The sequence below is a fragment of the Pseudomonas sp. R3-41 genome (assembly GCF_054161485.1).
In genome coordinates, this window is sequence record NZ_CP096421.1 from 6,196,987 (window position 1) to 6,223,774 (window position 26,788).

22 protein-coding genes are annotated in these 26,788 nt (G+C 62.2%); 18 read left to right on the top strand and 4 right to left on the bottom strand.

Features of this window, described 5'->3' with window-relative positions; genetic code table 11:
• Window positions 1-36: 36 nt before the first annotated feature.
• From M1D99_RS26765 to M1D99_RS26795, 7 genes are all read left to right on the top strand, one after another.
• Window positions 37-516, top strand: a complete 480-nt coding sequence (locus tag M1D99_RS26765) for a copper chaperone PCu(A)C (RefSeq protein WP_458131050.1) — start codon at window positions 37-39, stop codon at window positions 514-516.
• 13 nt (window positions 517-529) lie between these two features.
• A complete protein-coding gene (locus M1D99_RS26770; protein ID WP_434572658.1) occupies window positions 530-952 on the top strand; it encodes a DUF2946 domain-containing protein in 423 nt (140 codons plus the stop codon).
• Between the two features lie 83 nt (window positions 953-1,035).
• Complete coding sequence (locus M1D99_RS26775) at window positions 1,036-3,162, top strand: TonB-dependent copper receptor (protein WP_458131051.1); 2,127 nt, start codon at window positions 1,036-1,038, stop codon at window positions 3,160-3,162.
• 210 nt (window positions 3,163-3,372) lie between these two features.
• Complete coding sequence (locus M1D99_RS26780; RefSeq protein WP_434572662.1) at window positions 3,373-4,752, top strand: PepSY-associated TM helix domain-containing protein; 1,380 nt, start codon at window positions 3,373-3,375, stop codon at window positions 4,750-4,752.
• Window positions 4,753-4,955: 203 nt separating this feature from the next.
• Window positions 4,956-5,744 (top strand): ABC transporter ATP-binding protein, encoded by a 789-nt coding sequence (locus M1D99_RS26785; protein WP_434572664.1) that lies wholly within the window; start codon window positions 4,956-4,958, stop codon window positions 5,742-5,744.
• Complete coding sequence (locus tag M1D99_RS26790; RefSeq protein ID WP_434572666.1) at window positions 5,741-6,688, top strand: ABC transporter substrate-binding protein; 948 nt, start codon at window positions 5,741-5,743, stop codon at window positions 6,686-6,688. Before M1D99_RS26785 ends, M1D99_RS26790 begins: the two co-directional genes overlap by 4 nt.
• Complete coding sequence (locus M1D99_RS26795; protein ID WP_434572668.1) at window positions 6,685-7,695, top strand: FecCD family ABC transporter permease; 1,011 nt, start codon at window positions 6,685-6,687, stop codon at window positions 7,693-7,695. The genes M1D99_RS26790 and M1D99_RS26795 overlap by 4 nt, the downstream gene beginning before the upstream one ends.
• On the opposite strand, the gene M1D99_RS26800 is transcribed toward M1D99_RS26795, so the two are convergent.
• A complete protein-coding gene (locus M1D99_RS26800) occupies window positions 7,670-9,205 on the bottom strand; it encodes a class I SAM-dependent methyltransferase (RefSeq protein WP_458131052.1) in 1,536 nt (511 codons plus the stop codon). The two genes, M1D99_RS26795 and M1D99_RS26800, sit on opposite strands and share 26 nt — an antisense overlap.
• Before the next feature lie 271 nt (window positions 9,206-9,476).
• Here M1D99_RS26800 and urtA point away from each other — a divergent pair, with 271 nt between their 5' ends.
• The 11 genes from urtA (at window position 9,477) to ureC (ending at window position 19,798) form a co-directional block, all read left to right on the top strand.
• Complete coding sequence (urtA, locus tag M1D99_RS26805) at window positions 9,477-10,742, top strand: urea ABC transporter substrate-binding protein (protein WP_186730036.1); 1,266 nt, start codon at window positions 9,477-9,479, stop codon at window positions 10,740-10,742.
• A 167-nt stretch (window positions 10,743-10,909) separates the two neighbouring features.
• Entirely contained in the window at window positions 10,910-12,412 is a 1,503-nt protein-coding gene (gene urtB / locus M1D99_RS26810; protein WP_434572672.1) for an urea ABC transporter permease subunit UrtB, read from the top strand.
• Window positions 12,412-13,491: an urea ABC transporter permease subunit UrtC gene (gene urtC, locus M1D99_RS26815; protein ID WP_434572674.1), complete on the top strand. Its 1,080-nt coding sequence runs from the start codon at window positions 12,412-12,414 to the stop codon at window positions 13,489-13,491. The genes urtB and urtC overlap by 1 nt, the downstream gene beginning before the upstream one ends.
• Window positions 13,488-14,348 (top strand): urea ABC transporter ATP-binding protein UrtD, encoded by an 861-nt coding sequence (gene urtD, locus M1D99_RS26820; protein ID WP_250964081.1) that lies wholly within the window; start codon window positions 13,488-13,490, stop codon window positions 14,346-14,348. The genes urtC and urtD overlap by 4 nt, the downstream gene beginning before the upstream one ends.
• A 133-nt stretch (window positions 14,349-14,481) precedes the next feature.
• Window positions 14,482-15,180, top strand: coding sequence for an urea ABC transporter ATP-binding subunit UrtE (gene urtE, locus M1D99_RS26825; protein WP_434572676.1), 699 nt, complete (start codon window positions 14,482-14,484; stop codon window positions 15,178-15,180).
• A 30-nt stretch (window positions 15,181-15,210) separates the two neighbouring features.
• Complete coding sequence (locus M1D99_RS26830; protein ID WP_434572678.1) at window positions 15,211-16,053, top strand: urease accessory protein UreD; 843 nt, start codon at window positions 15,211-15,213, stop codon at window positions 16,051-16,053.
• 196 nt (window positions 16,054-16,249) lie between these two features.
• Complete coding sequence (gene ureA, locus M1D99_RS26835) at window positions 16,250-16,552, top strand: urease subunit gamma (protein WP_003186301.1); 303 nt, start codon at window positions 16,250-16,252, stop codon at window positions 16,550-16,552.
• A 9-nt stretch (window positions 16,553-16,561) separates the two neighbouring features.
• Entirely contained in the window at window positions 16,562-17,095 is a 534-nt protein-coding gene (locus M1D99_RS26840; RefSeq protein WP_434572680.1) for a GNAT family N-acetyltransferase, read from the top strand.
• A 7-nt stretch (window positions 17,096-17,102) separates the two neighbouring features.
• Complete coding sequence (locus tag M1D99_RS26845; protein WP_053118001.1) at window positions 17,103-17,636, top strand: GNAT family N-acetyltransferase; 534 nt, start codon at window positions 17,103-17,105, stop codon at window positions 17,634-17,636.
• Window positions 17,633-17,941 carry an urease subunit beta gene (locus M1D99_RS26850; RefSeq protein ID WP_046064368.1) on the top strand — a complete coding sequence of 103 codons (309 nt, stop codon included), beginning with the start codon at window positions 17,633-17,635 and terminating at the stop codon, window positions 17,939-17,941. The genes M1D99_RS26845 and M1D99_RS26850 overlap by 4 nt, the downstream gene beginning before the upstream one ends.
• Before the next feature lie 156 nt (window positions 17,942-18,097).
• Entirely contained in the window at window positions 18,098-19,798 is a 1,701-nt protein-coding gene (ureC, locus tag M1D99_RS26855; RefSeq protein WP_063325175.1) for an urease subunit alpha, read from the top strand.
• Between the two features lie 145 nt (window positions 19,799-19,943).
• Here ureC and M1D99_RS26860 read toward each other — a convergent pair whose 3' ends face one another.
• The 3 genes from M1D99_RS26860 to M1D99_RS26870 form a co-directional block, all read right to left on the bottom strand.
• Window positions 19,944-24,992: an NEL-type E3 ubiquitin ligase domain-containing protein gene (locus tag M1D99_RS26860; protein WP_434572683.1), complete on the bottom strand. Its 5,049-nt coding sequence runs from the start codon at window positions 24,990-24,992 to the stop codon at window positions 19,944-19,946.
• 111 nt (window positions 24,993-25,103) lie between these two features.
• A complete protein-coding gene (locus M1D99_RS26865; protein ID WP_434572685.1) occupies window positions 25,104-25,403 on the bottom strand; it encodes a chaperone modulator CbpM in 300 nt (99 codons plus the stop codon).
• 240 nt (window positions 25,404-25,643) lie between these two features.
• Window positions 25,644-26,582 (bottom strand): DnaJ C-terminal domain-containing protein, encoded by a 939-nt coding sequence (locus M1D99_RS26870; RefSeq protein WP_434572687.1) that lies wholly within the window; start codon window positions 26,580-26,582, stop codon window positions 25,644-25,646.
• Between the last annotated feature and the right edge of the window lie 206 nt (window positions 26,583-26,788).

Consider the following 26,788-nt stretch of genomic DNA (forward strand, 5'->3'; position numbering starts at 1 on the left):
ATACACCTGCGCCCTGAATCGTTCCGGAGATTTGCCATGTTGAACAGACTTATCCTGCTGGCCGCCCTGCTGCTTCCTGTCGGCTTCGCCCAAGCTCATCAATACAAAGCGGGTGAGCTTGAAATTGCGCACCCGTGGTCTCAGGAGTTGCCGCCCAATGCGCCGACCGTAGCCGCGTATTTCGTGATTCACAACAGCGGCACGACCGCCGACAAACTGCTCAGCGTCGACTCGCCCATCGCCGGCAAGGCCGAGCTCCATGAGCATGTGATGCAAAACGACCTGATGAAAATGCAACCCGTACCCGTCGTGGCTATCGCCCCCGGTGCGACCGTCACCTTCGCACCAATGGCGTATCACGTGATGCTGCTGGATCTGAAGGACCGCAGCCTGCTCAGCGACGGCAAACGTTTCCCCATGACCCTGCGTTTCGAAAAAGCCGGGGATGTCACGGTGGACGTCAAGGTGCAGAAAAAAGCACCGGACGGCACCAAGACACACATGCACGCTCAGTAGACGTCTCTGCCCAATGCACCCTCGTCGCGCCAGCTTGTCCACTCGCCGTCGTCAGCCCATGAGCCTGACCCGCGGTAGTTGGATCAGCCTGTTCGCCATGCTGATGATCTTTATCGGTCCACTGGTTTCCCAGTCGATGCCGATGGATCAACGCATGTCCATGCCGATGACCATGGACATGAGCATGGACATGGCGGCGCACGAAGCGCCCGCAGCCGAACATTGCCCGCCCCAGAGCGAGCACCATGCGCTGTGGGAAAAGTGCGGCTATTGCAGCCTGTTGTTCAACTGCCCCGCGCTGCCGGGCGGTCACACCTTCGCCGCTTTCGACACCCCGCACTTCAACACCTACACCAGCCTGTCCACACGCCTGGGCCATGCCCGGCTCGCGTTCTTCCCGGGTGCCCGCACCCGCGCACCACCCTTCCCAGCGTAGCTCCCGACACTTACTCAACCGGTCGCAAAAGATAGCCACAGGCTGCCCGACCGTGTCGTCTACGTCTGTTCGATGGAATCATCATGTCCAGGTTTTCTGCCGGCATCGCTTCGGGCTCTGCCCAGGTTAGCTGCCCTTTGAACGAACCACGGGTTCGTTCGCGCCAAACCATTGCCGCACTGTGCGGCCTGCTGCTCACCCCGTTCGCGCTGGCCGATGAGCACGAGCATCACGACCATCCGGTCGAAGAACTCAGCCCGACGGTCATCACCGCCGTCGCCCCCAGCTCGCCGCTGACCGTCGTCACCAACCCCAAGGACCCGCGCCAACCGGTGCCGGCCAGCGATGGCGGCGATTACCTCAAGACCATTCCCGGCTTCGCCCTGGTGCGCAACGGCGGCACCAATGGCGACCCGGTGTTGCGTGGCATGTTCGGTTCGCGGCTGAACATCCTCACCAACGGCAGCATGCTGCTGGGTGCTTGCCCGGGCCGGATGGACGCGCCAACGTCCTACATCTCGCCGGAAACCTACGACACGCTCACCGTCATCAAAGGCCCGCAAACCGTGCTCTGGGGCCCCGGCGCATCGGCCGGGACCGTGCTGTTCGAGCGCGAGCCGGAGCAGTTCGGCGAGCTGGGCACCCGGGTCAATGCCAGTGTGCTGGCCGGCTCCAACGGCCGTTTCGACAAGGTGGTGGATGCCGCCGCCGGTGGGCCTCTGGGCTATGTGCGGGTGATCGGCAACACCGCCCATTCGGACGATTACCGCGACGGCAATAACGATACCGTGCCGTCGCGCTATGACAAATGGAATGGCGACGTCGCCCTCGGCTGGACGCCGGACGCCGATACCCTGCTGGAGCTGACGGCCGGCAAGGGCGACGGTGAAGCGCGCTACGCCGGGCGCGGCATGGACGGTTCGCAGTTCAAGCGCGAAAGCCTCGGGCTGCGTTTCGAGCGTTCGAACATCGGCGAGGTGTTGGATAAAGTCGAAGCCCAGGTCTACTACAACTACGCCGACCACGTGATGGACAACTACACGCTGCGCACGCCGTCCGGCACCGGGATGATGGCCGGGCCCATGGCCTCCAATGTCGATCGTCGCACCCTCGGCGCGCGCATCAAGGCCACTTGGCGCTGGGCCGATGTGCAATTGATCAGCGGCCTGGACGCCCAGACCAACGAGCATCGCCAACGCAGCAGCATGGGCGTGGACACCTACAAGGACCTGCCGTACACCAAGGACGCCGACTTCCACAATTACGGGGTGTTCGGCGAACTGACCTGGTACGCCGCCGACCGCGACCGAGTGATCACCGGCGCCCGGCTCGATCGCGCCTCGGCCAAGGATTACCGCCAGAGCATCGGTTCCGGCATGTCGGCCCGTCCCAATCCTACTGCCGATGACACCCGCGCCGACACGCTGCCCAGCGGTTTCGTCCGCTACGAGCACGACCTGGACGACAGCCCCGCCACCCTCTACGCAGGCATCGGTCACGCGCAACGGTTCCCGGATTACTGGGAGCTGTTCTCGCCGAACACCGGCCCGAGCGGTTCGCTGAATGCTTTCGACGCGATCAAGCCGGAGAAAACCACCCAGCTCGACTTCGGCCTGCAGTACAAGACCGAAACCCTCGAAGCCTGGGCATCGGGATACGTCGGGCAGGTACGCGACTACATCCTGTTCGACTACACGCCGGGGATGATGGGCACCACTTCCCGGGCCGAGAACATCGACGCACGGATCATGGGCGGTGAACTGGGCGCGGCCTACAAGCTCACCGAGCGCTGGAAAGCCGACGCCACCCTGGCCTACGCCTGGGGCAAGAACAGCAGCGACGGCAGCGCCCTGGCGCAGATGCCGCCGCTGGACGCGCGCCTGGGCCTGACCTACAGCGAAGACCGCTGGAGCGCCGGGGCCTTGTGGCGGGTGGTGGCCGCGCAGCACCGGGTCGATGAAAACAAGGGCAACGTGGTGGGCAAGGACTACGGCAAAAGCTCGGGGTTCGGGGTCTTCTCCCTCAACGGCGCCTACCGCATCAACCCGCACTGGAAGGTCAGCAGTGGCGTCGACAACCTGTTCGGCAAAGCCTACGCCGAGCACTTGAACCTGGCCGGCAACGCCGGGTTCGGCTACCCGGCGAGCGACCCCCAGGCCATCAACGAACCGGGGCGTACGCTCTGGACGAAGGTGGATATGAGTTTCTGACAACACAGGCAAGGCCTGACACCTGACCTTGTGGCGAGGGAGCTTGCTCCCGCTCGGTTGCGTAGCAACCGCAAAAAGCCAGGGACTGCTGCGCAGTCCAGCGGGAGCAAGCTCCCTCGCCACGGAGTCTGTGTTTAAGGCTCCCTGCTTATCGGTTGCCTGGCAACCGCACAACATAACAACCCAATTTGCCCTGCGGAGCGCTTTGCAATGAGCCAACCGAAACCGAATTTCTACAACCTGGCCTGGCGCTGGCATTTTTATGCCGGGCTGTTCGTGGCGCCGTTCATGGTGATGCTGGCCCTGACCGGGATCATTTACCTGTTCAAGCCGCAACTCGACCCATTGATGTACGGCAGCCTGCTGAACGTGCCGGCCGGGCATCACGCCCTGGCGGCGGACGACCTGCTCAAGCAGGTCCGCCAGGCTTACCCCGAAGGTCAGGTCAAGCAGTACCTGCCACCGGTCAACGCCGAGCGCAGCGCGCAGTTCGTGGTGATCGACCAGGGCCGGGAGTTGAATGTGTTCATCGACCCGTACCACGGTGATGTCCTCGGCGAGCAGGACGCGAAAGACAATTTGCAAGCCATGGCCCGAGCGATCCACGGCGAGTTATTGATCGGCACGGTGGGTGACCGATTGGTGGAAATGGCCGCCGGCTGGGGCGTGGTGCTGGTGGTCTCCGGTCTCTACCTGTGGTGGCCGCGCGGGCAATCATCGGCGGGTGTGCTGTGGCCGCGCTGGAGCGCGCGCGGTCGGGTGTTCTGGCGCGACGTGCACGTTGTCGTCGGTTTCTGGGGCGCGGCATTCCTGCTGGTGATGCTGCTCAGCGGCATGACCTGGACCGGCTTCTGGGGCAAGCAGTACGCGGATCTCTGGAACCGCTTCCCGGCGGCGATGTGGAATGACGTCCCCAAGTCCGACGTCGAGGCCGGCAGCCTCAACAACGCCCATCGCCAGACTGTGCCGTGGGCCATGGAAAACACGCCGATGCCGATGTCTGGCGACCATGCCGAGCACATGGCCCACGGCGGCATGCACGAGGGTCCCGCCGCCCCGGCCGTCAGCCTGCAAGCGGTGCAGGATATCGCCACCGAGCGCAAGGTCGAGCCTGGCTACAGCATCACGCTTCCAACGACCGCCTCGGGCGTGTTCACCATCGCCGTGTTCGCCGATGACCCGCGCAACGATGCGACCCTGCACGTGGATCAATACACCGGCAAGGTCCTGGCCGATGTGCGCTGGGAACACTACGGCATCGTGGCCCGCGCCACCGAGACCGGCGTAATGCTGCACGAAGGCAAGATGTTCGGCCCGCTGAACCAGATTCTCGTGCTGCTGGTTTGCCTGATGATCCTGCTCAGCGCGGTGAGTGGCCTGGTGATCTGGTGGAAGCGCCGGCCCCAGGGCAAGTTCGGCGTGCCGCCACTGCGCCACGACCTGCCGACCTGGAAGACCGGGGTGTTGATCATGTTGTCCCTGGCGCTGGTGTTCCCGTTGGTGGGCGCTTCGCTGGTGGTGGTGTGGGCGCTGGATCGGCTTGTTACCCGCTTGAATCGCCAGTCTGAAGTCGCTTCATCTTCAAGCTGAAGACAGTGCGTTAACGGAAAGCGGCGCGAAACCTCTACAATCGTGCCCGCTTTCCAAACCACGAACACAGTTAAAACTGTGGGAGCGGGCTTGCTCGCGAATGCGGTGTGTCAGACACATGAATGTTGACTGACACACCGCATTCGCGAGCAAGCCCGCTCCCACAATGAGACTGTGTTTCACACCAAATGCCGAGTAACCGCATGACCTCCCTAACCCTCTCCCACCTCGCCTGGACGCCCCTGGGCCATGGCCACTGTCATCACCAGTTCCAGCTGCGTGATGCCACGCTGCAGGTGGCGGCCGGGGAGTTTGTCGGGTTGATCGGGCCCAACGGCAGCGGCAAGACCAGCCTGTTGCGCTGCGCCTATCGCTTCAGCCGGCCAGAACATGGCGAGGTCAGGCTCGGACATCACAACCTCTGGAAACAGTCCTCGCGCTGGTGCGCCCAACGCATCGCCGTGGTGCTGCAAGAATTTCCCGATGCCTTCGGCCTGACGGTGGAGGAAGTGGTCGCCATGGGCCGCACGCCCCACAAAGGTCTATTCGACAGCGACAATCACGAAGACCGCCGGCTGGTGCTCCAGGCATTGGCATCGGCAGGGCTCGAAGGCTTTGGCGATCATGCTTTCGCCACGCTGTCGGGAGGGGAAAAACAGCGGGTGATCCTCGCCCGTGCCTTGGCCCAGCAGCCGCAGTTGCTGATCCTCGACGAGCCGACCAACCACCTCGACCCGCACTATCAATTGCAATTACTGCAACTGATCAAGGGCCTGGGCATCGGCACCCTCGCCAGCCTCCACGACCTGAACCTGGCCGCCGCTTTCTGCGACCGCCTGTACGTGATCGAACACGGGCGCATCGTCGCCAGCGGCACGCCCAAGGACGTCCTCACGGCAGAGCTGTTGCGCGAGGTGTTCGGCGTCGAAGCCCTGGTGGATGAACACCCGCTGTCCGGCTACCCACGAATCACCTGGATAACCCAACCATGACCTTGCGTTTCCTGTTGTTGCTGCCCCTCCTGCTGGGCAGCACGAATGCCCTGGCCGAAGCCACCCGCTACCCGTTGACGGTCCAGAGCTGCAACCGCCAGGTGGTGTTCAACGAGGCCCCTCGCCATGCGGTCAGCCATGACATCAACATGACGCAGATGATGCTCGCCCTGGGCCTCAAGCCGCGCATGGTCGGCTACAGCGGTATCAGCGGCTGGAAATCGGTGACACCCGAGATGGCGAATATCCTCGACGGCCTGCCGGAACTGGCCGCCAAATATCCCTCGGTGGAAACCCTGCTCGATGCCAACGTCGACTTTTTCTTCGCGGGCTGGGACTACGGCATGCGCGTGGGCGGCGACTTGACGCCGCAGACCTTGCAACCGCTGGGCATCAACGTCTACGAACTGACCGAATCCTGCGCCTTCGTGATGAAACGCCCGGCGGCCTCCCTGGAAGACACCTACAACGACCTGCGCAACCTCGGCAAGATATTCGATGTGCAGGATCGCGCCAATGCGCTGATCGCGACGATGCAGGCCCAGGTGGCCGAAACGCGCAAGCACCTGCCGACCCGACAACCGCGCGTGTTCCTGTATGACAGCGGCGAAGACCGTGCCATGACCTCCGGCCGTCTCGGCATACCTCAGGCGTTGATTGACGCCGCCGGCGGACGCAACATCCTCGAGGACGTGGAAACCAGTTGGACCCGGGTGAACTGGGAGAACGTGGTCGAGCGCAACCCGCAGGTGATCGTGATCGTCGACTACGGCGAAGTCAGCGCCGAGCAGAAGCAACAATTCCTGCTGGATAACCCGGCCCTGCAATCGGTGGATGCCCTCAAGCACCGGCGCTTCATCGTGATCCCTTACGTGCAGGCCACGCCGGGCATCGATAACGTGCTGGCGGTGCAAACCCTGGCACGGGGTTTCCACGACCAATGAATAATCGTCGCTACGGCGCCCTGCTGATGGTCCTCGGCGCGCTGTTGCTGGTGTCGTGCGTGGTGTCCCTGGGCTTTGGCCCGGCGCGGGTGCCGGTGGCCGTGGTCTGGGATCTGCTGCTGCACAAGGCCTTCGGAGTGGGCGAGGTCTATTGGACGCCCGGCCAGGAGCATATCGTCTGGCTGATCCGCGTCCCGCGCCTGCTGCTCGGAGCCCTGGTCGGTGCCGGGCTGGCGCTGATCGGCGCGGTGCTGCAAGCGGTGACGCGCAACCCGCTGGCCGATCCGCACCTGTTGGGTGTCACCTCCGGTGCGACCTTGGGGGCGGTCATCGTGGTGTTGCATGTCGGTGAAATAATCGGTTTGCTGACCCTGCCTCTGGCGGCCTTCATCGGCGCGCTGCTGAGCATGTTGCTGGTGTTGGCCATCGCTGCCCGCCAAGGCCGGCTGGAGAGTGATCGGCTGTTGCTGTGTGGCGTGGCGGTGTCCTTCGTGATGATGGCGGCGGCCAACCTGTTGTTGTTCCTCGGTGATCATCGTGCCAGCTCGGCGGTGATGTTCTGGATGCTCGGCGGCCTGGGCCTGGCCCGCTGGGAACTGCTGGCCGTGCCGGCCGCCAGTGTGCTGCTGGGGCTGGTGTTGCTGCTGGGCATGGCCCGGCCGTTGAACGCGCTGATGGCCGGCGAACAGACCGCCGTGACCCTGGGTTTGAACGCGGCGAAGGTGCGGTTGTGGATTTTCCTGATCGCGTCGCTGATGACCGGCGTGCTGGTGTCCATCAGCGGCTCGATCGGTTTTGTCGGGCTGATGGTGCCGCACATTGCCCGGCGCCTGGTGGGCGCCGAGCATCGGCGGCTACTGCCGGCTTGCGTGCTGCTCGGCAGCCTGTTCCTGGTGTGGGTGGACGTGGCGGCCCGCACGTTGATCGCGCCGGAGGACTTGCCGATTGGGGTCGCCACAGCCGCTATCGGCGGACTGTTCTTTATCGGTCTGATGCGCCGTCGCTGAAAAGATGCTTCTTTTTGTAGACGCCGAATAGCTCGGTCCCAAGGCCTCCATTGCGAAAATGCTCGAGCTCCGCTCGCACCAGTTCAATCACTAAGGCCCGGTCTTCAGCTTGTTCAAGATTGAAATTCCCGCTGTAGGCAAGATTCACCATTCGCCAGAGGAAGCAGTTGGTGCGGTAAACGTCTACCGGCTTCAGCCAACGCTCAAGGAGCGCGGTAATCTCCTCGCTTCGAATCCCCTCGAAACAACCAATCGAATGGTCCTTGTCCGGAATGACAGCATCGACAACCTGAGTGTCGGCATTGAGTCGGTAGCGCGCCGGCAAGGAAGAGAATACGGCGTCAGCGGCGATTATTGCGTCGGGCCACAAGCGATTGCCATTACGTCCCACGGCCTCCCCCACACTCCAGAACTCTCCATCATTTTTCAAACTACGGGAGATAAAGCGCATGACCTTTTCCAGTTCTACCAAATGATGCAATGCCGACACACAAATAATGACATCCCACTGTTCACCGGTAGGCACCAGGTTATTCGCATCCGCCACGATCAAATCGAGGTGGATCCCTGGCGGAAACTGCTTTGCGGCGATTTGAAGCAGATCTTCATTGATATCCAGCAACGACCATTCCACGCCTTCGGGAACAGCCGCTGACAAACCGGCCTCTATCCGCGCGGCGCCACTGCAGATCGACAAGACCTTTATCGCCCCGTGGTCCGTGACTTTCCGGCGTAGCCTCGCTTGAAAATCAGGCGGCATTTGCGGGACGTTCACCCTCAGCAGACGCGTCGCATAAGCGTAGGCGGCCTCTCCTTCAAACGGCTCCAAAATGACCATGTCAGCCGGCGCACCAGGCCCTTGCGCCTGAACCGGTCCATTTAATCGGCGGACGGCGCGAGCAACGCCCATTGCCGTTTCACTCTGTCGCTCCTGGACGTTTGCATAGAACTCATTTCGGTAGACGCTGCTGAAGTGTGCGATCTCGTTTTTCATGCGCATGGGTTGATGGGTTTTCGCCAGAAGCGCTTTTATTTCCCACTGTCTGGCTATGCACAGGTCAGCGATCGCCAGCCAATCTGCCGTTGAATCGTTCTTCGCCCCAGGCCCACACGCTACCAGGAGACGGCCACGCTTGCCCGCCAACCAAGCCAGATCCAAATCCACCGTCCTCCATTCCGACGCGGTATAGCCTCCGCCAACATGAAACGTTCCAAGTTGAAATTCGGCTTGAGCTTGATCATCGAAAAAAACAACTGAGCAGGTGAGGCCATCCGAACTGATGCTGGGTAGAGCCGCCGAAAAACGAACGTGCAAGGTTGTATCAGCAAACACCTGCAACTCGCTGCTTCGAAGGTGCTCTCCAGCGGTGAGAATCAGCGAATACCTGCCTTCTCTCAAATGCGTCACATGCATCCATTTCGGGTGCTCGGCCGGTTTAACGCCAGGCAATACGTCAAAAACCGCCGTCTCGTCGAGAAGAAAACTGCTCGTAGCGCCAGAATCATTCAAACGGATTTCCCCTGTTCAGAATGGCAGAAGAGTCAGCATAGTCGGGCGGTCGAAAATCTCACCTTGAATTGGCCCACATCCACGCCCCAATGCGGAGCGCCGTATTGCACCAGCGTCCGCGAGATGGTCGTTGATGGTGCATTGTCGTTTCCTCTCCCGCCGCCAACCCCGCATTTCAAAGCTCTTTGCCCGACCGGGCACATCCCTTGCAAAAGCGCCTTCAGCGTTTGCATCTGCCACCTAAAACTCATAAGTCCATGGAGATCGCACAATGAAGCGTCGTAGCTTGATCAAGGCTTTTACACTCTCGGCAAGTATTGCCGCGATGGGCATGGCCTGGACCGTCCAGGCCGCCGAGACCATCAAGGTCGGCATCTTGCATTCGCTGTCCGGCACCATGGCGATCTCCGAGACGTCCCTCAAGGACATGGCGTTGATGACCATCGACGAGATCAACGCCAAGGGTGGTGTGAACGGCAAGAAGCTCGAAGCGGTGGTCGTGGACCCGGCGTCGAACTGGCCGCTGTTCGCCGAAAAGGGTCGGCAGTTGCTGACCCAGGACAAGGTCGCCGTGGTGTTCGGCTGCTGGACCTCGGTGTCGCGCAAATCCGTGTTGCCGGTATTCGAAGAACTCAATGGCCTGCTGTTCTACCCGGTGCAATACGAAGGCGAAGAGATGTCGCCCAACGTGTTCTACACCGGCGCGGCGCCAAACCAGCAGGCAATTCCGGCGGTGGAATACCTGATGAGCGAAGAAGGCGGCAGCGCCAAGCGTTATTTCCTGCTGGGCACCGACTACGTCTACCCGCGCACCACCAACAAGATCCTGCGTTCGTTCCTGCACGCCAAAGGCGTGGCGGACAAGGACATCGAAGAGGTCTATACCCCGTTCGGCCACAGCGATTACCAGACCATCGTGGCCAACATCAAGAAATTCTCGGCCGGTGGCAAGACCGCGGTCATCTCCACCGTGAACGGCGACTCCAACGTGCCGTTCTACAAAGAACTGGCGAACCAGGGCCTGAAGGCCACCGACGTACCGGTCGTGGCGTTCTCGGTGGGCGAAGAAGAACTGCGCGGCATCGACACCAAACCACTGGTGGGCAACCTGGCGGCGTGGAACTACTTCGAATCCGTGGATAACCCGGCGAACAAGAAATTCGTCGATTCCTGGAAAGCCTACGCCAAGGCCAAGAACCTGCCGGGCGCCGACAAAGCGGTGACCAACGACCCGATGGAGGCCACCTACGTCGGCATCCACATGTGGGCGCAAGCGGTGGAAAAAGCCAAGTCCACCGACGTCGACAAAGTCCGCGAAGCCCTGGCCGGCCAGACCTTCGCCGCACCGTCGGGCTACACCCTGACCATGGACAAGACCAACCACCACCTGCACAAGCCGGTGATGATCGGCGAGATCCAGGCCGACGGTCAGTTCAACGTGGTCTGGCAGACCGAAGGGCCGATCCGCGCGCAACCGTGGAGCCCGTTCATCGCCGGCAACGACAAGAAGCCTGACTATGCGGTGAAGAGCAACTGAGCCCATGGGTGTCGGGCTTGAGCATGACGCTCAGGTCCGACACAACTCCCTTGTGGGAGCGGGCTTGCTCGCGAATGCGGAGTGTCAGTCAAAGTTGTTCTGCCTGACCCACCGCCTTCGCGAGCAAGCCCGCTCCCACAAAAGAAGTTTTGCGCAAGGCCAACAATATGCCCACCGCCCTCTACCGCCTCATCCTCGCCCTGGCACTGCTGTTGCCACTGACGACCCATGCCGGCGACGCCGAAGACTTCGTCGCCGCCAACCCGACCCAGCAGGCCAAGCTCCTGGAAGCCTGGGCCGCGCAGCCGGAGCCTGAGCGTGTCGAACTGATCAACGCCCTGCAACAAGGCCAGTTGACCGTCGACGGCCAACCCAAGACCCTGCGCCTGAACAACCGCTTGCGCGGGCTGATCGAAACCGCCCTGGCCAGTCATCAATTACTCGCTGTGGATGCCCGCGTACGCCTGGCCGCCGCGCAGCAACTGCAAAAAAGCGCCCGCCCGGCGCAACTGGCGTTTCTCGATCGGCAATTGGCCGGCGAGCAGGACGAAGACGTACACGCCGCCCTGAGCCTGGCCCTGGCGAACCTGCAACTGGTGGACACCAACCCCAACGTGCGCCTGGCCGCCGTCCGCCTGCTGGGGGAAACCGGCGACCCGCTGGCCCGCACCCGCCTGGAAGGACTGCTCGAACCCGGCGTCGAAACCGATGCCGCCGTGCGCACCGCCGCTGAGACCAGCCTCAGCCAGGTCAAGCGCAAGCTCCTGGTGGGCGAATTGCTGGGCCAGGCGTTCAGCGGCATGTCCCTGGGCTCGATTTTGCTGCTCGCCGCCCTCGGCCTGGCGATCACCTTCGGCCTGCTGGGGGTGATCAACATGGCCCACGGCGAGATGCTCATGCTCGGCGCCTACTCCACCTACGTGGTGCAGATGCTGTTCCAGCGCTTCGCCCCGAACGCCATCGAGTTCTATCCGCTGATCGCTTTGCCGGTGGCGTTTTTTATCACCGCCGCCATCGGCATGGCCCTGGAGCGCACGGTGATCCGCCACCTCTACGGACGGCCGTTGGAAACCCTGCTCGCCACCTGGGGCATCAGCCTGATGCTGATCCAATTGGTGCGCCTGGTGTTCGGCGCGCAGAACGTCGAAGTCGCCAACCCAGCGTGGCTGTCGGGCGGGATCCAGGTGTTGCCGAACCTGGTGTTGCCGTACAACCGCATCGTGATCATCGCCTTCGCGCTGTTCGTGGTGGCGCTGACCTGGCTGCTGCTGAACAAGACGCGCCTGGGCCTGAACGTCCGCGCGGTGACCCAGAACCGCAACATGGCCGCCTGCTGCGGCGTGCCCACCGGGCGCGTGGACATGCTCGCCTTCGGCCTCGGCTCGGGCATCGCCGGGCTCGGGGGCGTGGCCCTGAGCCAGATCGGCAACGTCGGGCCGGACCTGGGCCAGAGCTACATCATCGACTCGTTCCTGGTGGTGGTGCTCGGCGGCGTCGGCCAGTTGGCCGGCAGTGTGTTCGCCGCGTTCGGCCTGGGCATCGCCAACAAGATCCTTGAACCGCAGATCGGCGCCGTGCTCGGCAAGATCCTGATCCTCGCGCTGATCATTCTGTTCATCCAGAAGCGTCCGCAAGGCCTCTTCGCGCTCAAAGGACGGGTAATCGACTGATGAACCAGCCCCTGATGCTCACGGCCACGCAAAAGGCCGGCCCCAAAGTCACCCTCGCCGTCGGCGCGCTGATCCTCGCCGTGCTGCTGAGCCTGCCGCTGCTGTCGCTGCTGGCGGCGGACCATCCGCTGCACGTCTCGGCCTACACCCTGACCCTGGTGGGCAAGATTCTCTGCTATGCCATCGTCGCCTTGGCGCTGGACCTGGTCTGGGGCTACGCCGGCTTGCTCTCCCTGGGCCACGGTTTGTTCTTCGCCCTGGGCGGCTATGCCATGGGCATGTACCTGATGCGCCAGGCCGCCGGGGATGGCTTGCCGGCATTCATGACCTTCCTGTCGTGGTCCGAGTTGCCCTGGTACTGGGCCGGCACCGACAGTTTCCTCTGGGCGATGTGCCTGGTGGTGCTGGCGCCGGGTTTGCTCGCCTTGGTGTTTGGTTTCTTCGCCTTCCGCTCGCGGATCAAGGGCGTGTATTTCTCGATCATGACCCAGGCCCTGACCTTCGCCGGAATGTTGCTGTTCTTCCGCAACGAAACCGGGTTTGGCGGCAATAACGGCTTCACCAACTTCCGTTCGATCCTGGGTTTTGGCATCACCGAGCCAGGCACCCGGGCGGTGCTGTTTTTCGCCACGGTGTTGCTGCTGGTGACGAGCCTGTTCATCGGCTGGCGCCTGGCCCGCAGCAAGTTCGGCCGGGTGCTGACCGCCCTGCGCGACGCGGAAAACCGCCTGATGTTCTGCGGCTACGATCCCCGGGGGTTCAAGCTGTTCGTCTGGGTCTTGAGCGCGGTGTTGTGCGGTTTGGCCGGGGCGTTGTATGTGCCGCAGGTGGGCATCATCAACCCCAGCGAAATGTCGCCGACCAACTCCATCGAAGCCGCCGTGTGGGTCGCCCTCGGCGGGCGCGGCACGTTGATCGGGCCGTTGCTGGGCGCCGGTGTGGTCAATGGCATGAAGAGCTGGTTCACCGTGGCGTTTCCTGAGTATTGGCTGTTCTTCCTCGGCGCCCTGTTCATCGTCGTGACCCTGTACCTGCCCAAAGGTGTGATCGGGCTGCTGAAGAAAAGGGGCGAACAATGAGAATCACTCCAACGGCGGATTTCATGCTCGAACCGATTCTTGAACCCAACAAAGATCAAGGCAGCAGCCGCGACGCCATCGGCCTCGGCCAGGCGGCCGGCGTGGGCCTGAACACCCGCCACGGCACCATCCTGACCCTGGAAGACATCAGCGTCAGCTTCGATGGTTTCAAGGCCTTGAACGATTTGAACCTGTACATCGGCGTCGGTGAGTTGCGCTGCATCATCGGCCCCAACGGCGCGGGCAAAACCACGTTGATGGATGTCATCACCGGCAAGACCCGCCCCAGCCACGGCAAGGCCTGGTTCGGCGAGACCCTCGATCTGACGACCATGAGCGAAGTACAGATCGCCCAGGCCGGCATCGGTCGCAAGTTCCAGAAACCGACGGTGTTCGAAGCCCTGAGCGTGTTCGAGAACCTGGAGCTGGCGCTCAAGACCGACAAATCGGTGTGGGCCAGCTTGCGGGCAAGACTGACCGGCGAGCAGCACGACCGCATCAACGAAGTGCTCGAGACCATCCGTCTCACCACCTCGGTCAACCGCGCCGCCGGGCTGTTGTCCCACGGCCAGAAGCAGTTCCTGGAGATCGGCATGCTGTTGGTGCAGGACCCGCAATTGCTGCTGCTCGACGAACCGGTGGCGGGCATGACCGACGCGGAAACCGAGTTCACCGCCGAGCTGTTCAAGTCCCTGGCGGGCAAGCATTCGCTGATGGTGGTAGAGCACGACATGGGCTTCGTCGGCGCAATCGCCGACCACGTCACCGTGTTGCACCAGGGCAGCGTGCTGGCTGAAGGGTCGCTGGAACAGGTGCAGGACAATGAGCGGGTGATCGAGGTTTACCTCGGTCGCTAGATCGACAAACACGTTCCCCCTGTGGGAGCGGGCTTGCTCGCGAATGCGCAGTGTCAGTCAAAGTTGTTCTGCCTGACTCACCGCTTTCGCGAGCAAGCCCGCTCCCACAAGGGACTTAAGGGGAATTCAAGACATGCTGCAAGTCGACAAACTGCACCAGTACTACGGCGGTAGCCACATCCTGCGCGGCCTGTCGTTCGACGCCAAGGTCGGCGAGGTGACCTGCCTGCTGGGGCGCAACGGCGTGGGCAAGACCACCCTGCTCAAATGCCTGATGGGCCTGCTGCCGGCCAAGGAGGGCGCGGTGAATTGGGAAGGCAAGGCCATCACCACGTTCAAGCCGCACCAACGGGTGCACGCCGGCATTGCCTACGTGCCCCAGGGCCGGGAGATTTTTGGGCGGCTGACGGTGGAAGAAAACCTGCTGATGGGCCTGTCGCGCTTTCCGGGTTCAGAAGCCAAGGAAGTGCCGGCCTTTATCTACGAACTGTTTCCGGTGCTGCTGCAGATGAAACAACGCCGGGGCGGTGACCTGTCCGGCGGCCAGCAACAGCAGCTCGCCATCGGCCGGGCCCTGGCCAGTCGGCCGCGCCTGCTGATCCTCGACGAGCCCACCGAAGGCATCCAGCCGTCGGTGATCAAGGAGATCGGCGCGGTGATCAAGAAACTGGCGGCCCGGGGCGACATGGCGATTTTGCTGGTGGAGCAGTTCTACGACTTCGCCGCCGAGCTGGCCGATCATTACCTGGTGATGTCCCGGGGCGAGATCGTGCAGCAGGGGCGCGGAGAAAATATGGAAGCCGAGGGTGTGCGCGGGCTGGTTACGATCTAGTCTTAGCGTCCCGACGATCATCAGAAAATCATGAATCTACCTGTATCGCCTCAAGCCCTGTTCACCCCCAGCTGGCATGCCGAGCTGGACTTGGGTTACGCCCGATTCGGCGACTGCACACGCCCGGTACAGCGCCGCCACAAAGGCCCGTTGCGGGTGCAGAAGCACTTGTACGCCGAAGGGCCCGAGGTGTGCCAGCACATCATCGTCCACCCGCCCGGCGGGATTGCCGGCGGTGATCGCCTGGACATCTCCGCCCAGGTCGGCACGGGCGCCTGGGCACAACTGACCAGCCCCGGCGCGGCCAAGTGGTACCGCGCCGCCGGCCCGGCGTACCAGCAACTGACCCTGAGCGTGGCCTCCGGCGCGACCCTGGAATGGCTGCCCCAGGAAACCATCGTCTTCAGTGCGGCCCAGGCCGAGCTCAGCACGGGCATCGACCTGCACGGCGATGCCCGGTTGTTCTACTGGGACATGGTTGCCCTCGGCCGACCGGCCAGCGGCGAGCGGTTCGACCTGGGGCACTTTCAATCGCGGCTGGATATTCGCCGCGACGGTGAGTTGTTGTGGCATGAGCGCCAACGCATCGTTGGTGCTGATGGGCTGCTCGACTCGCCCATCGGGCTGGGCGGCGATCCGGTGTTCGCCACGTTGCTGGTGACCGGCGAGATCGACAGTGAACTGCTTGAACGCTGCCGATCCCTGGGCCATGCCGTGCGCGGCGACCTGACCCAACTGCCCGGTTTGCTCGTGGCCCGTTGCCTGGCGAGCGAGGCGCTGCTGGCGCGGGGGTGGTTGATTGAGTTGTGGCGTTTGCTCAGGCCTGCATTGCTCGGAAGAGAAGCCATGCCACCGAGAATCTGGAGTACCTGAATTTGCTTTTACCTGTGGGAGCAATGGTATGAAGCATGAGTTTCTGTGGGAGCAAAGCTTGCTCGCGATGGCCACGCCTCGGTCGACCAGAAAGACCGCGTTATCGTTCATCGCGAGCAAGCTTTGCTCCCACAGGCCTGTTCCCACTGGTAGCTGTGTTTAACGCAAAAATTTTATCTGCCCTTATGGATTGCACATGGACCTGACCCCACGCGAAAAAGACAAGATGCTGATCTTCACCGCCGGCCTCGTCGCCGAACGGCGGTTGGCCCGGGGCTTGAAGCTCAACTACCCGGAGGCCATGGCCTACATCTCCGCCGCGCTGCTCGAAGGCGCCCGCGACGGCCAGACCGTCGCCGAGCTGATGCACTACGGCACCACGCTGCTGAGCCGCGAGCAGGTGATGGAAGGCATCCCGGAAATGATTCCGGAAATCCAGGTGGAGGCGACGTTTCCCGACGGCACCAAACTGGTCACCGTCCATCAACCCATCGCCTGAGGCCACGCCATGACTGCCCACGTTCGTGACGCCCATGCCGCCGACCTGCCGGCGATCCGCGACATCTACAACGACGCCGTGCTCAACACCACAGCGATCTGGAACGAACAAGCCGTGGACCTGGGCAATCGCCAGGCCTGGTTCAGCGCCCGGCAAACCCAGGGCTACCCGGTGCTGGTGGCCGTCGACGCCGAGGACAACGTGCTCGGCTACGCTTCCTTCGGCGACTGGCGGCCGTTCGACGGCTTCCGCCACACCGTGGAGCATTCGGTGTACGTGCGCAGCGATCAACGCGGCAAGGGCCTTGGCCCGCTGCTGATGGACACGCTGATCGAACGCGCCAGGGCCTGCGACAAACACGTCATGGTCGCCGCCATCGAAAGTGGCAACGCAGCGTCGATTCGACTGCATGAGCGGGCCGGTTTCGTGATCACCGGGCAGATGCCCGAGGTGGGGACCAAGTTCGGCCGCTGGCTGGACCTGACCTTCATGCAGTTGAACCTCAACCCCGGGGCGCTACCGCCTGCCGTCAACAAGGAGTGAAACGCCAATGAACGCCGCCCAGTTGCGTCGAGTCCACGCCGAGAGCTTTGCGCATTATCGCCAGGGCCTGATCGATCTGTTGCTCGACGCCGTCGGCTACGGCGCCAGCGTAGGGTTCATGGCCGATCTCGATGCCGTCCAGGCCCGCGCCTATTTCGACGAGGTCCAGGCCAGCCTCAACCAGGGCCACCTGCTGCTGTGGGTGGTGGTCAAGGATGAACAAGTGCAGGCCAGCGTCCAGCTTGCCCTGTGCCAGAAGCCCAACGGCCTCAACCGTGCCGAAGTGCAGAAGCTGCTGGTGCGCGGCGAGGCGCGCCGCCGGGGCCTGGGCCAGCAATTGATGAGCGCCCTGGAACTCGGCGCCCGCCAGCACAAGCGTGGCCTGCTGTACCTCGACACCGAAGCCGGTTCCGAGGCCGAGGCGTTCTACCGCGCCATGGGCTACACCCGCGTTGGTGAACTGCCCGACTACTGCCAGAGCCCGGACGGCACCTACAGCCCGACCGCCATTTACTACAAGACTTTGGGGCAACCGCAATGATTCCAGGGCAATACCAGGTCCAGCCTGGCGACATCGAACTCAACGTCGGCCGCCGTACCCTCACGCTGAACGTCGCCAACAGCGGCGACCGGCCCATCCAGGTCGGCTCGCACTATCACTTTTTCGAAACCAACGACGCCCTGACCTTCGACCGCGCCGCCAGCCGTGGCATGCGCCTGAACATCCCGGCCGGCACTGCCGTGCGCTTCGAACCGGGCCAGAGCCGCGAGGTGGAGTTGGTGGACCTGGCCGGGCACCGCCGGGTGTTCGGGTTTGCCGGGCGGGTCATGGGCGAATTGGACTGAAGCGCCTCTGTGGCGAGGGAGCTTGCTCCCGCTGGGCTGCGCAGCAGCCCCAAAAACCCAGGGCCGCTGCGCGCTGGAGCGCCAGCCCGGCCCAGCGGGAGCAAGCTCCCTCGCCACAATGGACTGCATACGACTTAAGAACCTCAAGGCGAGCACATGAAGATTTCGAGACAAGCCTACGCCGACATGTTCGGCCCCACCGTCGGCGACAAGGTCCGCCTGGCCGACACCGAGTTGTGGATCGAAGTGGAGAAGGACTTCACCACCTACGGCGAAGAAGTGAAGTTCGGCGGCGGCAAGGTGATTCGCGACGGCATGGGCCAGAGCCAATTGTTGGCCGCCGAGGTCGTCGACACGCTGATCACCAACGCGCTGATCATCGACCACTGGGGCATCGTCAAGGCCGATGTCGGCCTCAAGGACGGGCGCATCGCCGCCATCGGCAAGGCCGGCAACCCGGACATCCAGCCCGACGTGACCATCGCCATCGGCGCCAGCACCGAAGTGATTGCTGGTGAAGGCATGATCCTCACCGCCGGCGGCATCGACACCCACATCCACTTCATCTGCCCACAGCAGATCGAAGAAGCGCTGATGAGCGGCGTCACCACCATGATCGGCGGCGGCACGGGTCCGGCCACCGGGACCAACGCCACCACCTGCACGTCCGGGCCGTGGCACTTGGCGCGCATGCTCCAGGCCGCCGATGCCTTCCCGATGAACATCGGCTTCACCGGCAAGGGCAACGCCAGCCTGCCGGAGCCGCTGATCGAGCAAGTCAAGGCCGGCGCCATCGGCCTGAAGCTGCACGAAGACTGGGGCACCACCCCGGCGGCCATCGACAACTGCCTGAGCGTGGCCGACCAGTACGACGTGCAGGTGGCGATCCACACCGACACCCTCAACGAGTCCGGTTTCGTCGAAACCACCCTGGCCGCGTTCAAGGGTCGCACCATCCACACCTACCACACCGAAGGCGCTGGGGGCGGACATGCGCCGGACATCATCAAGGCCTGCGGTTTCCCCAACGTGCTGCCCAGCTCCACCAACCCGACCCGGCCGTTCACCCGCAACACCATCGACGAACACCTGGACATGTTGATGGTCTGCCATCACCTGGACCCGAGCATTGCCGAGGACGTGGCGTTCGCCGAAAGCCGCATTCGTCGCGAGACCATCGCCGCCGAAGACATCCTCCACGACCTCGGCGCCTTCTCGATGATCAGCTCCGACAGCCAGGCCATGGGCCGCGTCGGCGAAGTCATCACGCGCACCTGGCAGACCGCCGACAAGATGAAAAAGCAACGCGGCGCCCTGCCCGGCGACGGCGAAGGCAACGACAATTTCCGCATCAAGCGCTACATCGCCAAGTACACCATCAACCCGGCGATCACCCACGGCATCAGCCATGAAGTGGGTTCCATCGAGGTGGGGAAATGGGCCGATCTGGTGCTGTGGCGCCCGGCATTCTTCGGCGTCAAGCCAACGCTGATCCTCAAGGGTGGGGCGATTGCCGCCAGCCTGATGGGCGATGCCAACGCCTCGATCCCGACACCGCAACCGGTGCACTACCGACCGATGTTCGCCAGCTTTGGCGGCTCGCGACATGCCACCAGCCTGACCTTCATCAGCCAGGCCGCCGCCGAGGCCGGGTTGCCGGAACAGCTTGGGCTGAAGAAAAGAATCGCCGTGGTCAAAGGCTGCCGCGATGTGCAGAAAACCGACCTGATCCACAACGACTACCTGCCGAGCATCGACGTCGACCCGCAGACCTATCAGGTCAAGGCCGACGGCGTGTTGCTGTGGTGCGAACCGGCCGAGGTGCTGCCGATGGCGCAGCGTTATTTCCTGTTCTGAACAACACCATTTTGTGGCGGGGGCGCTTCTGTGGCGAGGGGATTCAGCCCAACGGGGCGGTGCGACGTTTCGCTGAATCCCCTCGCCACAAATGAGTCCCCCACCACAGTTTTCATTCCGGCCTGAAGTGCCGGGTCAGATTCGCTTACAGATCGGTACCTGCCGTCAGCGTATCCAGCTCATCTTGAGTCAACGACTGGATCAGTTCCGCCTCCTTGATCTTGCGTTGCAAATCCAAGGCCTCGGACTGGCTGACATAAGCCGAATCTTCCAGCGTTCCGGCGGCCTTCGCCTCATCCAGTTCAATCTGGCGAGTGATGAAAGGCTCGCTCAACACCTGGAAGGACGACGCGTATGCCTGCTTCACGTAATCGACCCAGAAATCCCGGCCTGCCAACGACTGGAACTCGCTAGGTGAGTCATCCAGGGCGAGAATATCGGCCGCCGCCGTGTCGAGCATGGCCTCGGTAACATTGGCCATCTGGATAAATCGTCCGCTTTTTGGCTGCCCCGGCAACGCCAGGCGATCCTTGAGGCCCACTCGGTAAGCCAGGCGAACCTCAACCTCTTCTATCAGCCTCAACTGCTCGACCCGCTGAACGGCCGTGAGATTGCGGTTGGCATTCACCGCATCGCGACGTCCCTGAATGTCACGCAGGGCAATGCGTTCCACTTCATCGAGGCGAAACAGTCCCCTGGCCAGCCGGATCAAGGTTGCAGGCTCATCTGCCCCGGCAGTCTTGGCGTTGTGGATCATCAGTTTGATTTCAAGATAGCTGAACGATAACGATGCACGATCCTCGCACGCCGGCTCGCCGGCCAGTTCGAACAGCTGACGTCGCAGATCCGTGGATTCGCTGGCCGCTTCGAGCATTTGCCAGACACGGCCCTGGAGGTCCGAATAATTTTCCTCGCCTTGATAAGACTCGGCCAATCGGTTCAACAGCTCAAAGAACTCCAGGGATCGAGGTTCGCTCTCCAAGCTACGCCATATTGCCTGCCTGCTGCGCCGTTGATCGCCAGGCAAGTTTCGCAACCATGGCTCAACGTTGTCTGGCCTCGCCACCACGCGCGGTTCAAGCTCGAACGCGCCCGGTCGGCGCAAGATGACCCATTCGGGATGAGACTCACGGAGGTCCAACCAATAATTACGCAAGCGAGCCGCGGTGTCCTCCCCAATTGGATTACCTTGGATAAAAGTCATTCCATTGAGGCGTGCCGCGGCGTGAACCTCATCGGCCGGCGGGTCGATCAATGAGTCCGGCACGTCGAGCAACCGGTTGTCACGCAAATCAAGCAGCTCCATCGGCTGATTACGCAGCCCGGTGGGCCAGGTGTCGATGCCGGTTCCCCTCAACATCAATCCACGCAAGTCGGGCATTCTGCTGAAATCCGGCAACCGTGCCAGAGGGTTCCGGTCCAGTTGCAATATTTTGAGCCGAGTGAGGTTGCCAAGAATCTCTGTTTCGCCAGGCATCAGGCTGATCCGGTTCGATTGCAAGTACAGCCTGGTGAGACTATCCATCGTTTCCAGAGAGGGCGGGAGCTCACTTATCCGGTTGTGGGACATGTCCAACCAGCGAAGGGAGGAGAACCCAAAGAGAAAATCCTCGCTCACTTGCGACAACCTCATGCCTCGCAACTTCAACGAAGCCACGTGGCCGAAGTCAGCCGTCAGTTGCGGCAAGACGCCTACCTGGAGTCCGGAAAGATCGAGTTCGTAACCTAACCTGCTGCCATCCTGCGCGGACACGCTCGGCGCCTGACGTCTCCAGCAGCGCTTGATCCGTCGAGCCGCCTCGGCCTTGAGCTCTGCAGGTATCGGCAGAGGCCGGTCATGACCGACCTCGATCAATGTGCCAGAGGTTACCCATCGATCCAGATCCCGCTTCAGCATGTCCAGTTGCACTTTACGGCGCTGAAGCTCTGCAACGGCGCCATCACCCAATGAATCCAGCAAGGCTCGCACTTGCGCCGGCCTATAGTCCGGGTACAACTCGAGCACTCGCGACTCGGGCGATCGCACCAGTCCCAATCGCTCCCGCAGGCCGCTCATGGGATAACCCAACCTGTCCGACGCCAGGCGCATCGGCGATTGAAAAAACGGTTTGACCGGACGCTGCTTCAGCGTTTTTGCCAACACATCCCGCCCCAATGGCGCAGCGCCGATAGCCTCTTTCAAAAGCCCATCCTGATGAATGGAAGGCCTGCCCATGGCCTGGCGCTCGGCATCCGGAAGGGCGCGCTGCAAAGCCACGTAGAGGTTATCCCAATTGCTTAGGTCATTGCCGGCGTTGTCGTAAGCCTTATACAAGTTGTCGCGCTTGACCAGGGTCTTGAGCTGCGTCGACTCTTGCGGCCCGATACTGTCGATCAACGCGCCTGTAGTGCTGTTGTCGCGCAACTCGATACGCACCGTGTCGCTCCAGCCGGACAAGGTTTTCAAGGTGGCCAGGGCCAGTCGAGGCGTGTCCGGCGTGGCCAGCGTGTCCTGGTACAACCCCTCGTAGGCCCGGTTCAAACGCACCTTCTGCTGGAAATGACGCAGCTCTTCGGCGATGCGCGGTGGGATGGGTTTGGTCTGGAACGCGTCGGCGAAACTCCAGCGGGCCATCTGCTGGACTTCCACATCGCTGGCATGGTTCATCATCTGGTCGATGGCCGCTGCGGGGACCGAGGGGAACCGGGACTTGATCAGCGTGACACGCGGGTCGCTCGACACATCGCCCTTGGCGTAGTAGTCATTGAACAGCTGTGCTTTCTCACGCACCGCCACCTCGGCAAGGTTTCTTCTGAATTGCCGGACCCGGGCTGGCATATTCGTTTTCGCAATCGCCGGAGTCGTGCCGGCCAATAGATCATCACCCGCGGCATCCACCGCTTCGATCAGATTCCGGGGAAAAGACGATGTGTAGATCTTCGCGTCGGTGATAAGGACATCACGCAGCGGAGCTGCTCCGTCCGGGTCTGCGGCATGCTCCCAGAGGAGCTTGCCCGAAGGATCCACCACCTTGAGCTTCAAGCCCTTAGGCCACGGGCCGTAACTTGTCAGCAGATGTAGTTGGATCATTGGACTGGCCTGCTCATGCAGCAGCGGGTCCTCGCTGTTTATCTGCGTGACGAAATTATCCACCTGGCGGGAGATGTCGAAGCGTTTGATCGTGTCCGCCAGCGCCACAGGCAACGGTTCACCTTCGACATGCAGCCGCCGCAATACAGCTTCGGTCGTACCGCTGGCGACGCGGATCTGCTCCAGTTGCGTATCGCTGAAGCCCTTGACGCCATGGCCGAGCCGGCGCATGAGGGGCGTCCCCTCCCAGCTCTGGGGTTGTTCCAGCTCGTGGCTCCAGGCACCGCTGCCGTTGTGTGTCAGTGCGGGCTGATACGCATCGGGGCGGGAGGGATGGCGAATGCGATAACGATCGGTCGCGCGCTCCCGTTGCACCTCATAGTTCGTACCGTCCAATGGCAGGATTCGCCGGCCATTGACCCGATGCAGCCCAAGGCCATCCGGGGTCGAGGACACAGGCGGCTGCAGCTCGCTCTCGTAGCTCGCCAGGTCGGGGCGCCAGAGGCGCGATTCGCCATTGGCCAGCGTAACAGGCTCCAATTGATTCACAGTTTCCGACGGCACGATCCGGGGCAACACTTTGGCGCCTGCGGCGGCAAAGGCGACGTTGAGCGCCAGGCTCGAAAAGTGTGCCCACATTTCCTGGACCTCATCCTGCTCGAAACTTTCAATGCCTTCGAATGCCTCGTCAAGCATCTCCACCGCCCACACGGTCATCATCACCGGCCCAAGGCCTGGCACCACGAATGCGGCCATGTTGAGCACGTCCAGCAACGTGTTTTTCCAGCTGTCCAGACGCGCCATGCGGGCTTTCTTATCTTCCTCACCGGTAGGCACCGCCGTTGCGCGCGCGTCCGCCAGGATCTTCGCTATCTGCCTGTGGCGTAACGTTTCCCATAACGGGTCACGCAGTAGCGACGCCTCCATGGGGAGGCTGCGCAAATCGACCTTGGGCACAAAATCAGCGTGTAGATTGGCCTGTGGAGAAGGGCGATAAAAATGGTTGAACCGTTCGAAAAAGCCCCCTTGCTCGCGCACGGGCACGAAACGGCTAAAAAAACGACGGTACTCAACGCCGTGCAGACGGCGTCGCAGCTCCACCATGAACTCGGCGCTGGACGTGTACTCCTTGACGGGATGTTCCGGATCGTCCGGCAGGTAGGCCACCACCCGTTCGACCCGGTTGCTGCGCTCGCGCTCCGGGCCAATCAGCAAGGGGCCGACCAATTCGACGTCGAGGACTTTGAGCGACGCAACAGTCACTGCTCGGCCATCCAGCTTGACTCCGCTTTGACCGCTGATCACCTGCTGGAGCATTCGATAAGTGTCCTGGCGGATATCCGACTTCGACCAAGCGATTTCAGTGCTGATAGCCAGTAACTGTCTGTGATGCTCGCGCAGTTGCTGATCCAACTGGCTCCGGGCCGGACCATCGTTGGGTTGCAGGATTGCCTTGATATGCGCCTGATATTGTTGCCCTAAGTCCAGCTTGCGGCATAGCTTGATGAACGCTTCGGGGGCAATCGGCAAGGCTCCCGCACGGACGGACTGCAGGGTATGACTCAACGTGCCGTCGACGGACATCGGCGTCGTGGTGATGAAGTGGCAGTCATCACAGTCCAGCTTGTGCTCTTCTTCGGGTTCGAAATTGGCCAGCGCCGCGTCCAGTAGCGAGCTGCCCCGGTACTGGTAGGTATCGAACGCTTCCCCCGTCAGACGGTGGAGCAGGTCGCTGCCCAGATCGGTACGCGTCTTGAGGGCGAACTTGCGGGCGAAGTAAACCTTACGCACGTCAAGGGTGCGCTTGAAAGTCTGCTCGATAGCCACGCGAAGCAAGGGTTCGGCAAAATCCCGGATATCCCGGACACTGCCCAACGCTGCGTCGACCTGGTTCATGACCTTGCAGTACTGCTCATGGCTACGCTTGAGGCCGGCCCTGGCCTGGTGGGTGGCTTTCAAATACCAGTCTGGTATTTGCAACGAATGGTTGCCCAGCGCCACTTGCCGCTGAAGGCTGGCTGCGATGTAACAGGGGGAAACGCGGTTCTTGAGCAAATCGTAATGCTCACCGCGCGTTTCGGAAGACGAAGTCTTTTCGGGGCTGATAACAATGGTTTCAGGCATACCGGATCATCCTTGATGTGGAAAACCCGAAGCCTAGCCAGTGCCCTGGCGACGAATGTGGTAGCTATTTACCGCATGTGCGACAGGACATGACATGCAAGACACATGTCGTCAGTCCACCCAACGCCCCAGTTGCTGTCGCAGCCTGCGGTTCTCGCTACGCAGTTGTTGCACTTCTTCCAGCAAGTCCAGCGCCAGGGCGACGCCGTCCCATTCCAACTCCAACTCGCGCCGCAGCTTCGCCGCGCGTCGCGCCAGGACCAGTTCGTAATCGGTAAAACGCCAATCCGTCGGGGCCGCGCCGTGGGGCTCGAGGATTCCATGCTCGACGATTTCGATCACATGGACATCGGCCAATGCGGCGGCTTCGCAGAATTCCAGCAGGTTCAGTTCAATGATCGGGGTGTTCATGGTCTGCTTCTCCCAATGCTTTAACTGTCGAGTCTAGCCAGGATTGTGGCAAGGCTGGCTGTGGCTGTGGCTGTGGCTGTGGCGAGGGAGCTTGCTCCCGCTCGGCTGCGCAGCAGTCGTAAAACCTGCCTACCGGTTTTTCCTGGCGCACCGTGTCGAATGGTTCTGGGGCTGCTTCGCAGCCCAGCGGGAGCAAGCTCCCTCGCCACGGGGTTGTGTTGCCAGGCCTGTGATTACCGGTCAGAAATTCTCCCGCGGGTCGAACGCGGCTTTCTTCGCCAATTCAGCCCACAGCGCCTTGACCGCTTCGTCGCCGGCCTTGGGCATCACGGCCTTGAGTTGCACGAACAGGTAGCCGCGCTCGCCGGCCTTGTTGCGCAGGCCGTGGCCCTTGGCGCGCATGCGCTGGCCGTTCTGGCTGCCGGCCGGCACCTTGAGGTTGATCTTGCCGGTGAGGGTCGGCACCGCGACCTCGGTGCCCAGCGCCAATTCCCATGGCGCCAGGGGCAAGGTGATGATCAAGTCCTGGCCTTCGACGTCGAACTTGGGGTGCGGCGCGAAACGAATGGTCAGGTACAAGTCACCATTGGCGCCACCACCGATTCCCGGCGCGCCCTGGCCCTTGAGGCGGATACGCTCGCCATCGGTCACGCCCAGCGGGATCTTCACGTTCAGGCTCTTGCTGGTGTTGCTCACGTGCTGGCCCGCCGCGTTGTATTGCGGCACCTGGAAGGTGACCTTCTTCGACTCGTTCGACAGGGTTTCTTCCAGGAAAATCGGTAATTCCATTTCCACGTCTTGCCCTCGACGGCCGGCGCTGCGACCTGACTGTCCGCCGCCGAAACCCGGCCCGCGATTACCGAAAATCGAACTGAAGAAGTCCGAGAAATCCCCCGTGTCCTGGCCACCGAAACCGCCCCGGCTCTGCCAACCCGGCGGGCCCTGGAACGGCTGGCCATGCTGGCCATAGCGGCGCAGGTCGTCGTACTCGGCGCGCTTGTCGGCGCTTTTCAGCGCTTCATAGGCTTCGGAGACGTCCTTGAACTTGGTCTCGGCGTCTTTTTCCTTGCTCACATCCGGGTGGTACTTGCGCGCCAGCTTGCGGTAGGCAGCCTTGATCGTGCTGTCATCCGCCGTCGGCTCAACACCCAGGATCTTGTAATAGTCTTTGAAGTCCATCTAAGCATCACCATCCGTTATCGATGTCGCACCGCCACGCACAGCTTGCCCGGATGACCGGACAGCGGGTTGACCGACCTCAAGATTGGGACCGGGCGGCACGTCAGAAGTTTATCGGCAGCCGGTGGCGGTTCTTGTGCCCACCCTGTGGCTACCAGGCTCATGCCAGCAAGTTTGGGGGTGCAACGCTGTCTTTCAAGGCCAAC

Coding starts and splice junctions, on each gene's coding strand:
- M1D99_RS26765 (WP_458131050.1), top strand. CDS start 37: ATGTTGAACAGACTTATCCTGCTGGCCGCCCTGCTGCTTCCTGTCGGC.
- M1D99_RS26770 (WP_434572658.1), top strand. CDS start 530: ATGCACCCTCGTCGCGCCAGCTTGTCCACTCGCCGTCGTCAGCCCATG.
- M1D99_RS26775 (WP_458131051.1), top strand. CDS start 1,036: ATGTCCAGGTTTTCTGCCGGCATCGCTTCGGGCTCTGCCCAGGTTAGC.
- M1D99_RS26780 (WP_434572662.1), top strand. CDS start 3,373: ATGAGCCAACCGAAACCGAATTTCTACAACCTGGCCTGGCGCTGGCAT.
- M1D99_RS26785 (WP_434572664.1), top strand. CDS start 4,956: ATGACCTCCCTAACCCTCTCCCACCTCGCCTGGACGCCCCTGGGCCAT.
- M1D99_RS26790 (WP_434572666.1), top strand. CDS start 5,741: ATGACCTTGCGTTTCCTGTTGTTGCTGCCCCTCCTGCTGGGCAGCACG.
- M1D99_RS26795 (WP_434572668.1), top strand. CDS start 6,685: ATGAATAATCGTCGCTACGGCGCCCTGCTGATGGTCCTCGGCGCGCTG.
- urtA (WP_186730036.1), top strand. CDS start 9,477: ATGAAGCGTCGTAGCTTGATCAAGGCTTTTACACTCTCGGCAAGTATT.
- urtB (WP_434572672.1), top strand. CDS start 10,910: ATGCCCACCGCCCTCTACCGCCTCATCCTCGCCCTGGCACTGCTGTTG.
- urtC (WP_434572674.1), top strand. CDS start 12,412: ATGAACCAGCCCCTGATGCTCACGGCCACGCAAAAGGCCGGCCCCAAA.
- urtD (WP_250964081.1), top strand. CDS start 13,488: ATGAGAATCACTCCAACGGCGGATTTCATGCTCGAACCGATTCTTGAA.
- urtE (WP_434572676.1), top strand. CDS start 14,482: ATGCTGCAAGTCGACAAACTGCACCAGTACTACGGCGGTAGCCACATC.
- M1D99_RS26830 (WP_434572678.1), top strand. CDS start 15,211: ATGAATCTACCTGTATCGCCTCAAGCCCTGTTCACCCCCAGCTGGCAT.
- ureA (WP_003186301.1), top strand. CDS start 16,250: ATGGACCTGACCCCACGCGAAAAAGACAAGATGCTGATCTTCACCGCC.
- M1D99_RS26840 (WP_434572680.1), top strand. CDS start 16,562: ATGACTGCCCACGTTCGTGACGCCCATGCCGCCGACCTGCCGGCGATC.
- M1D99_RS26845 (WP_053118001.1), top strand. CDS start 17,103: ATGAACGCCGCCCAGTTGCGTCGAGTCCACGCCGAGAGCTTTGCGCAT.
- M1D99_RS26850 (WP_046064368.1), top strand. CDS start 17,633: ATGATTCCAGGGCAATACCAGGTCCAGCCTGGCGACATCGAACTCAAC.
- ureC (WP_063325175.1), top strand. CDS start 18,098: ATGAAGATTTCGAGACAAGCCTACGCCGACATGTTCGGCCCCACCGTC.
- M1D99_RS26860 (WP_434572683.1), bottom strand. CDS start 24,992: ATGCCTGAAACCATTGTTATCAGCCCCGAAAAGACTTCGTCTTCCGAA.
- M1D99_RS26865 (WP_434572685.1), bottom strand. CDS start 25,403: ATGAACACCCCGATCATTGAACTGAACCTGCTGGAATTCTGCGAAGCC.
- M1D99_RS26870 (WP_434572687.1), bottom strand. CDS start 26,582: ATGGACTTCAAAGACTATTACAAGATCCTGGGTGTTGAGCCGACGGCG.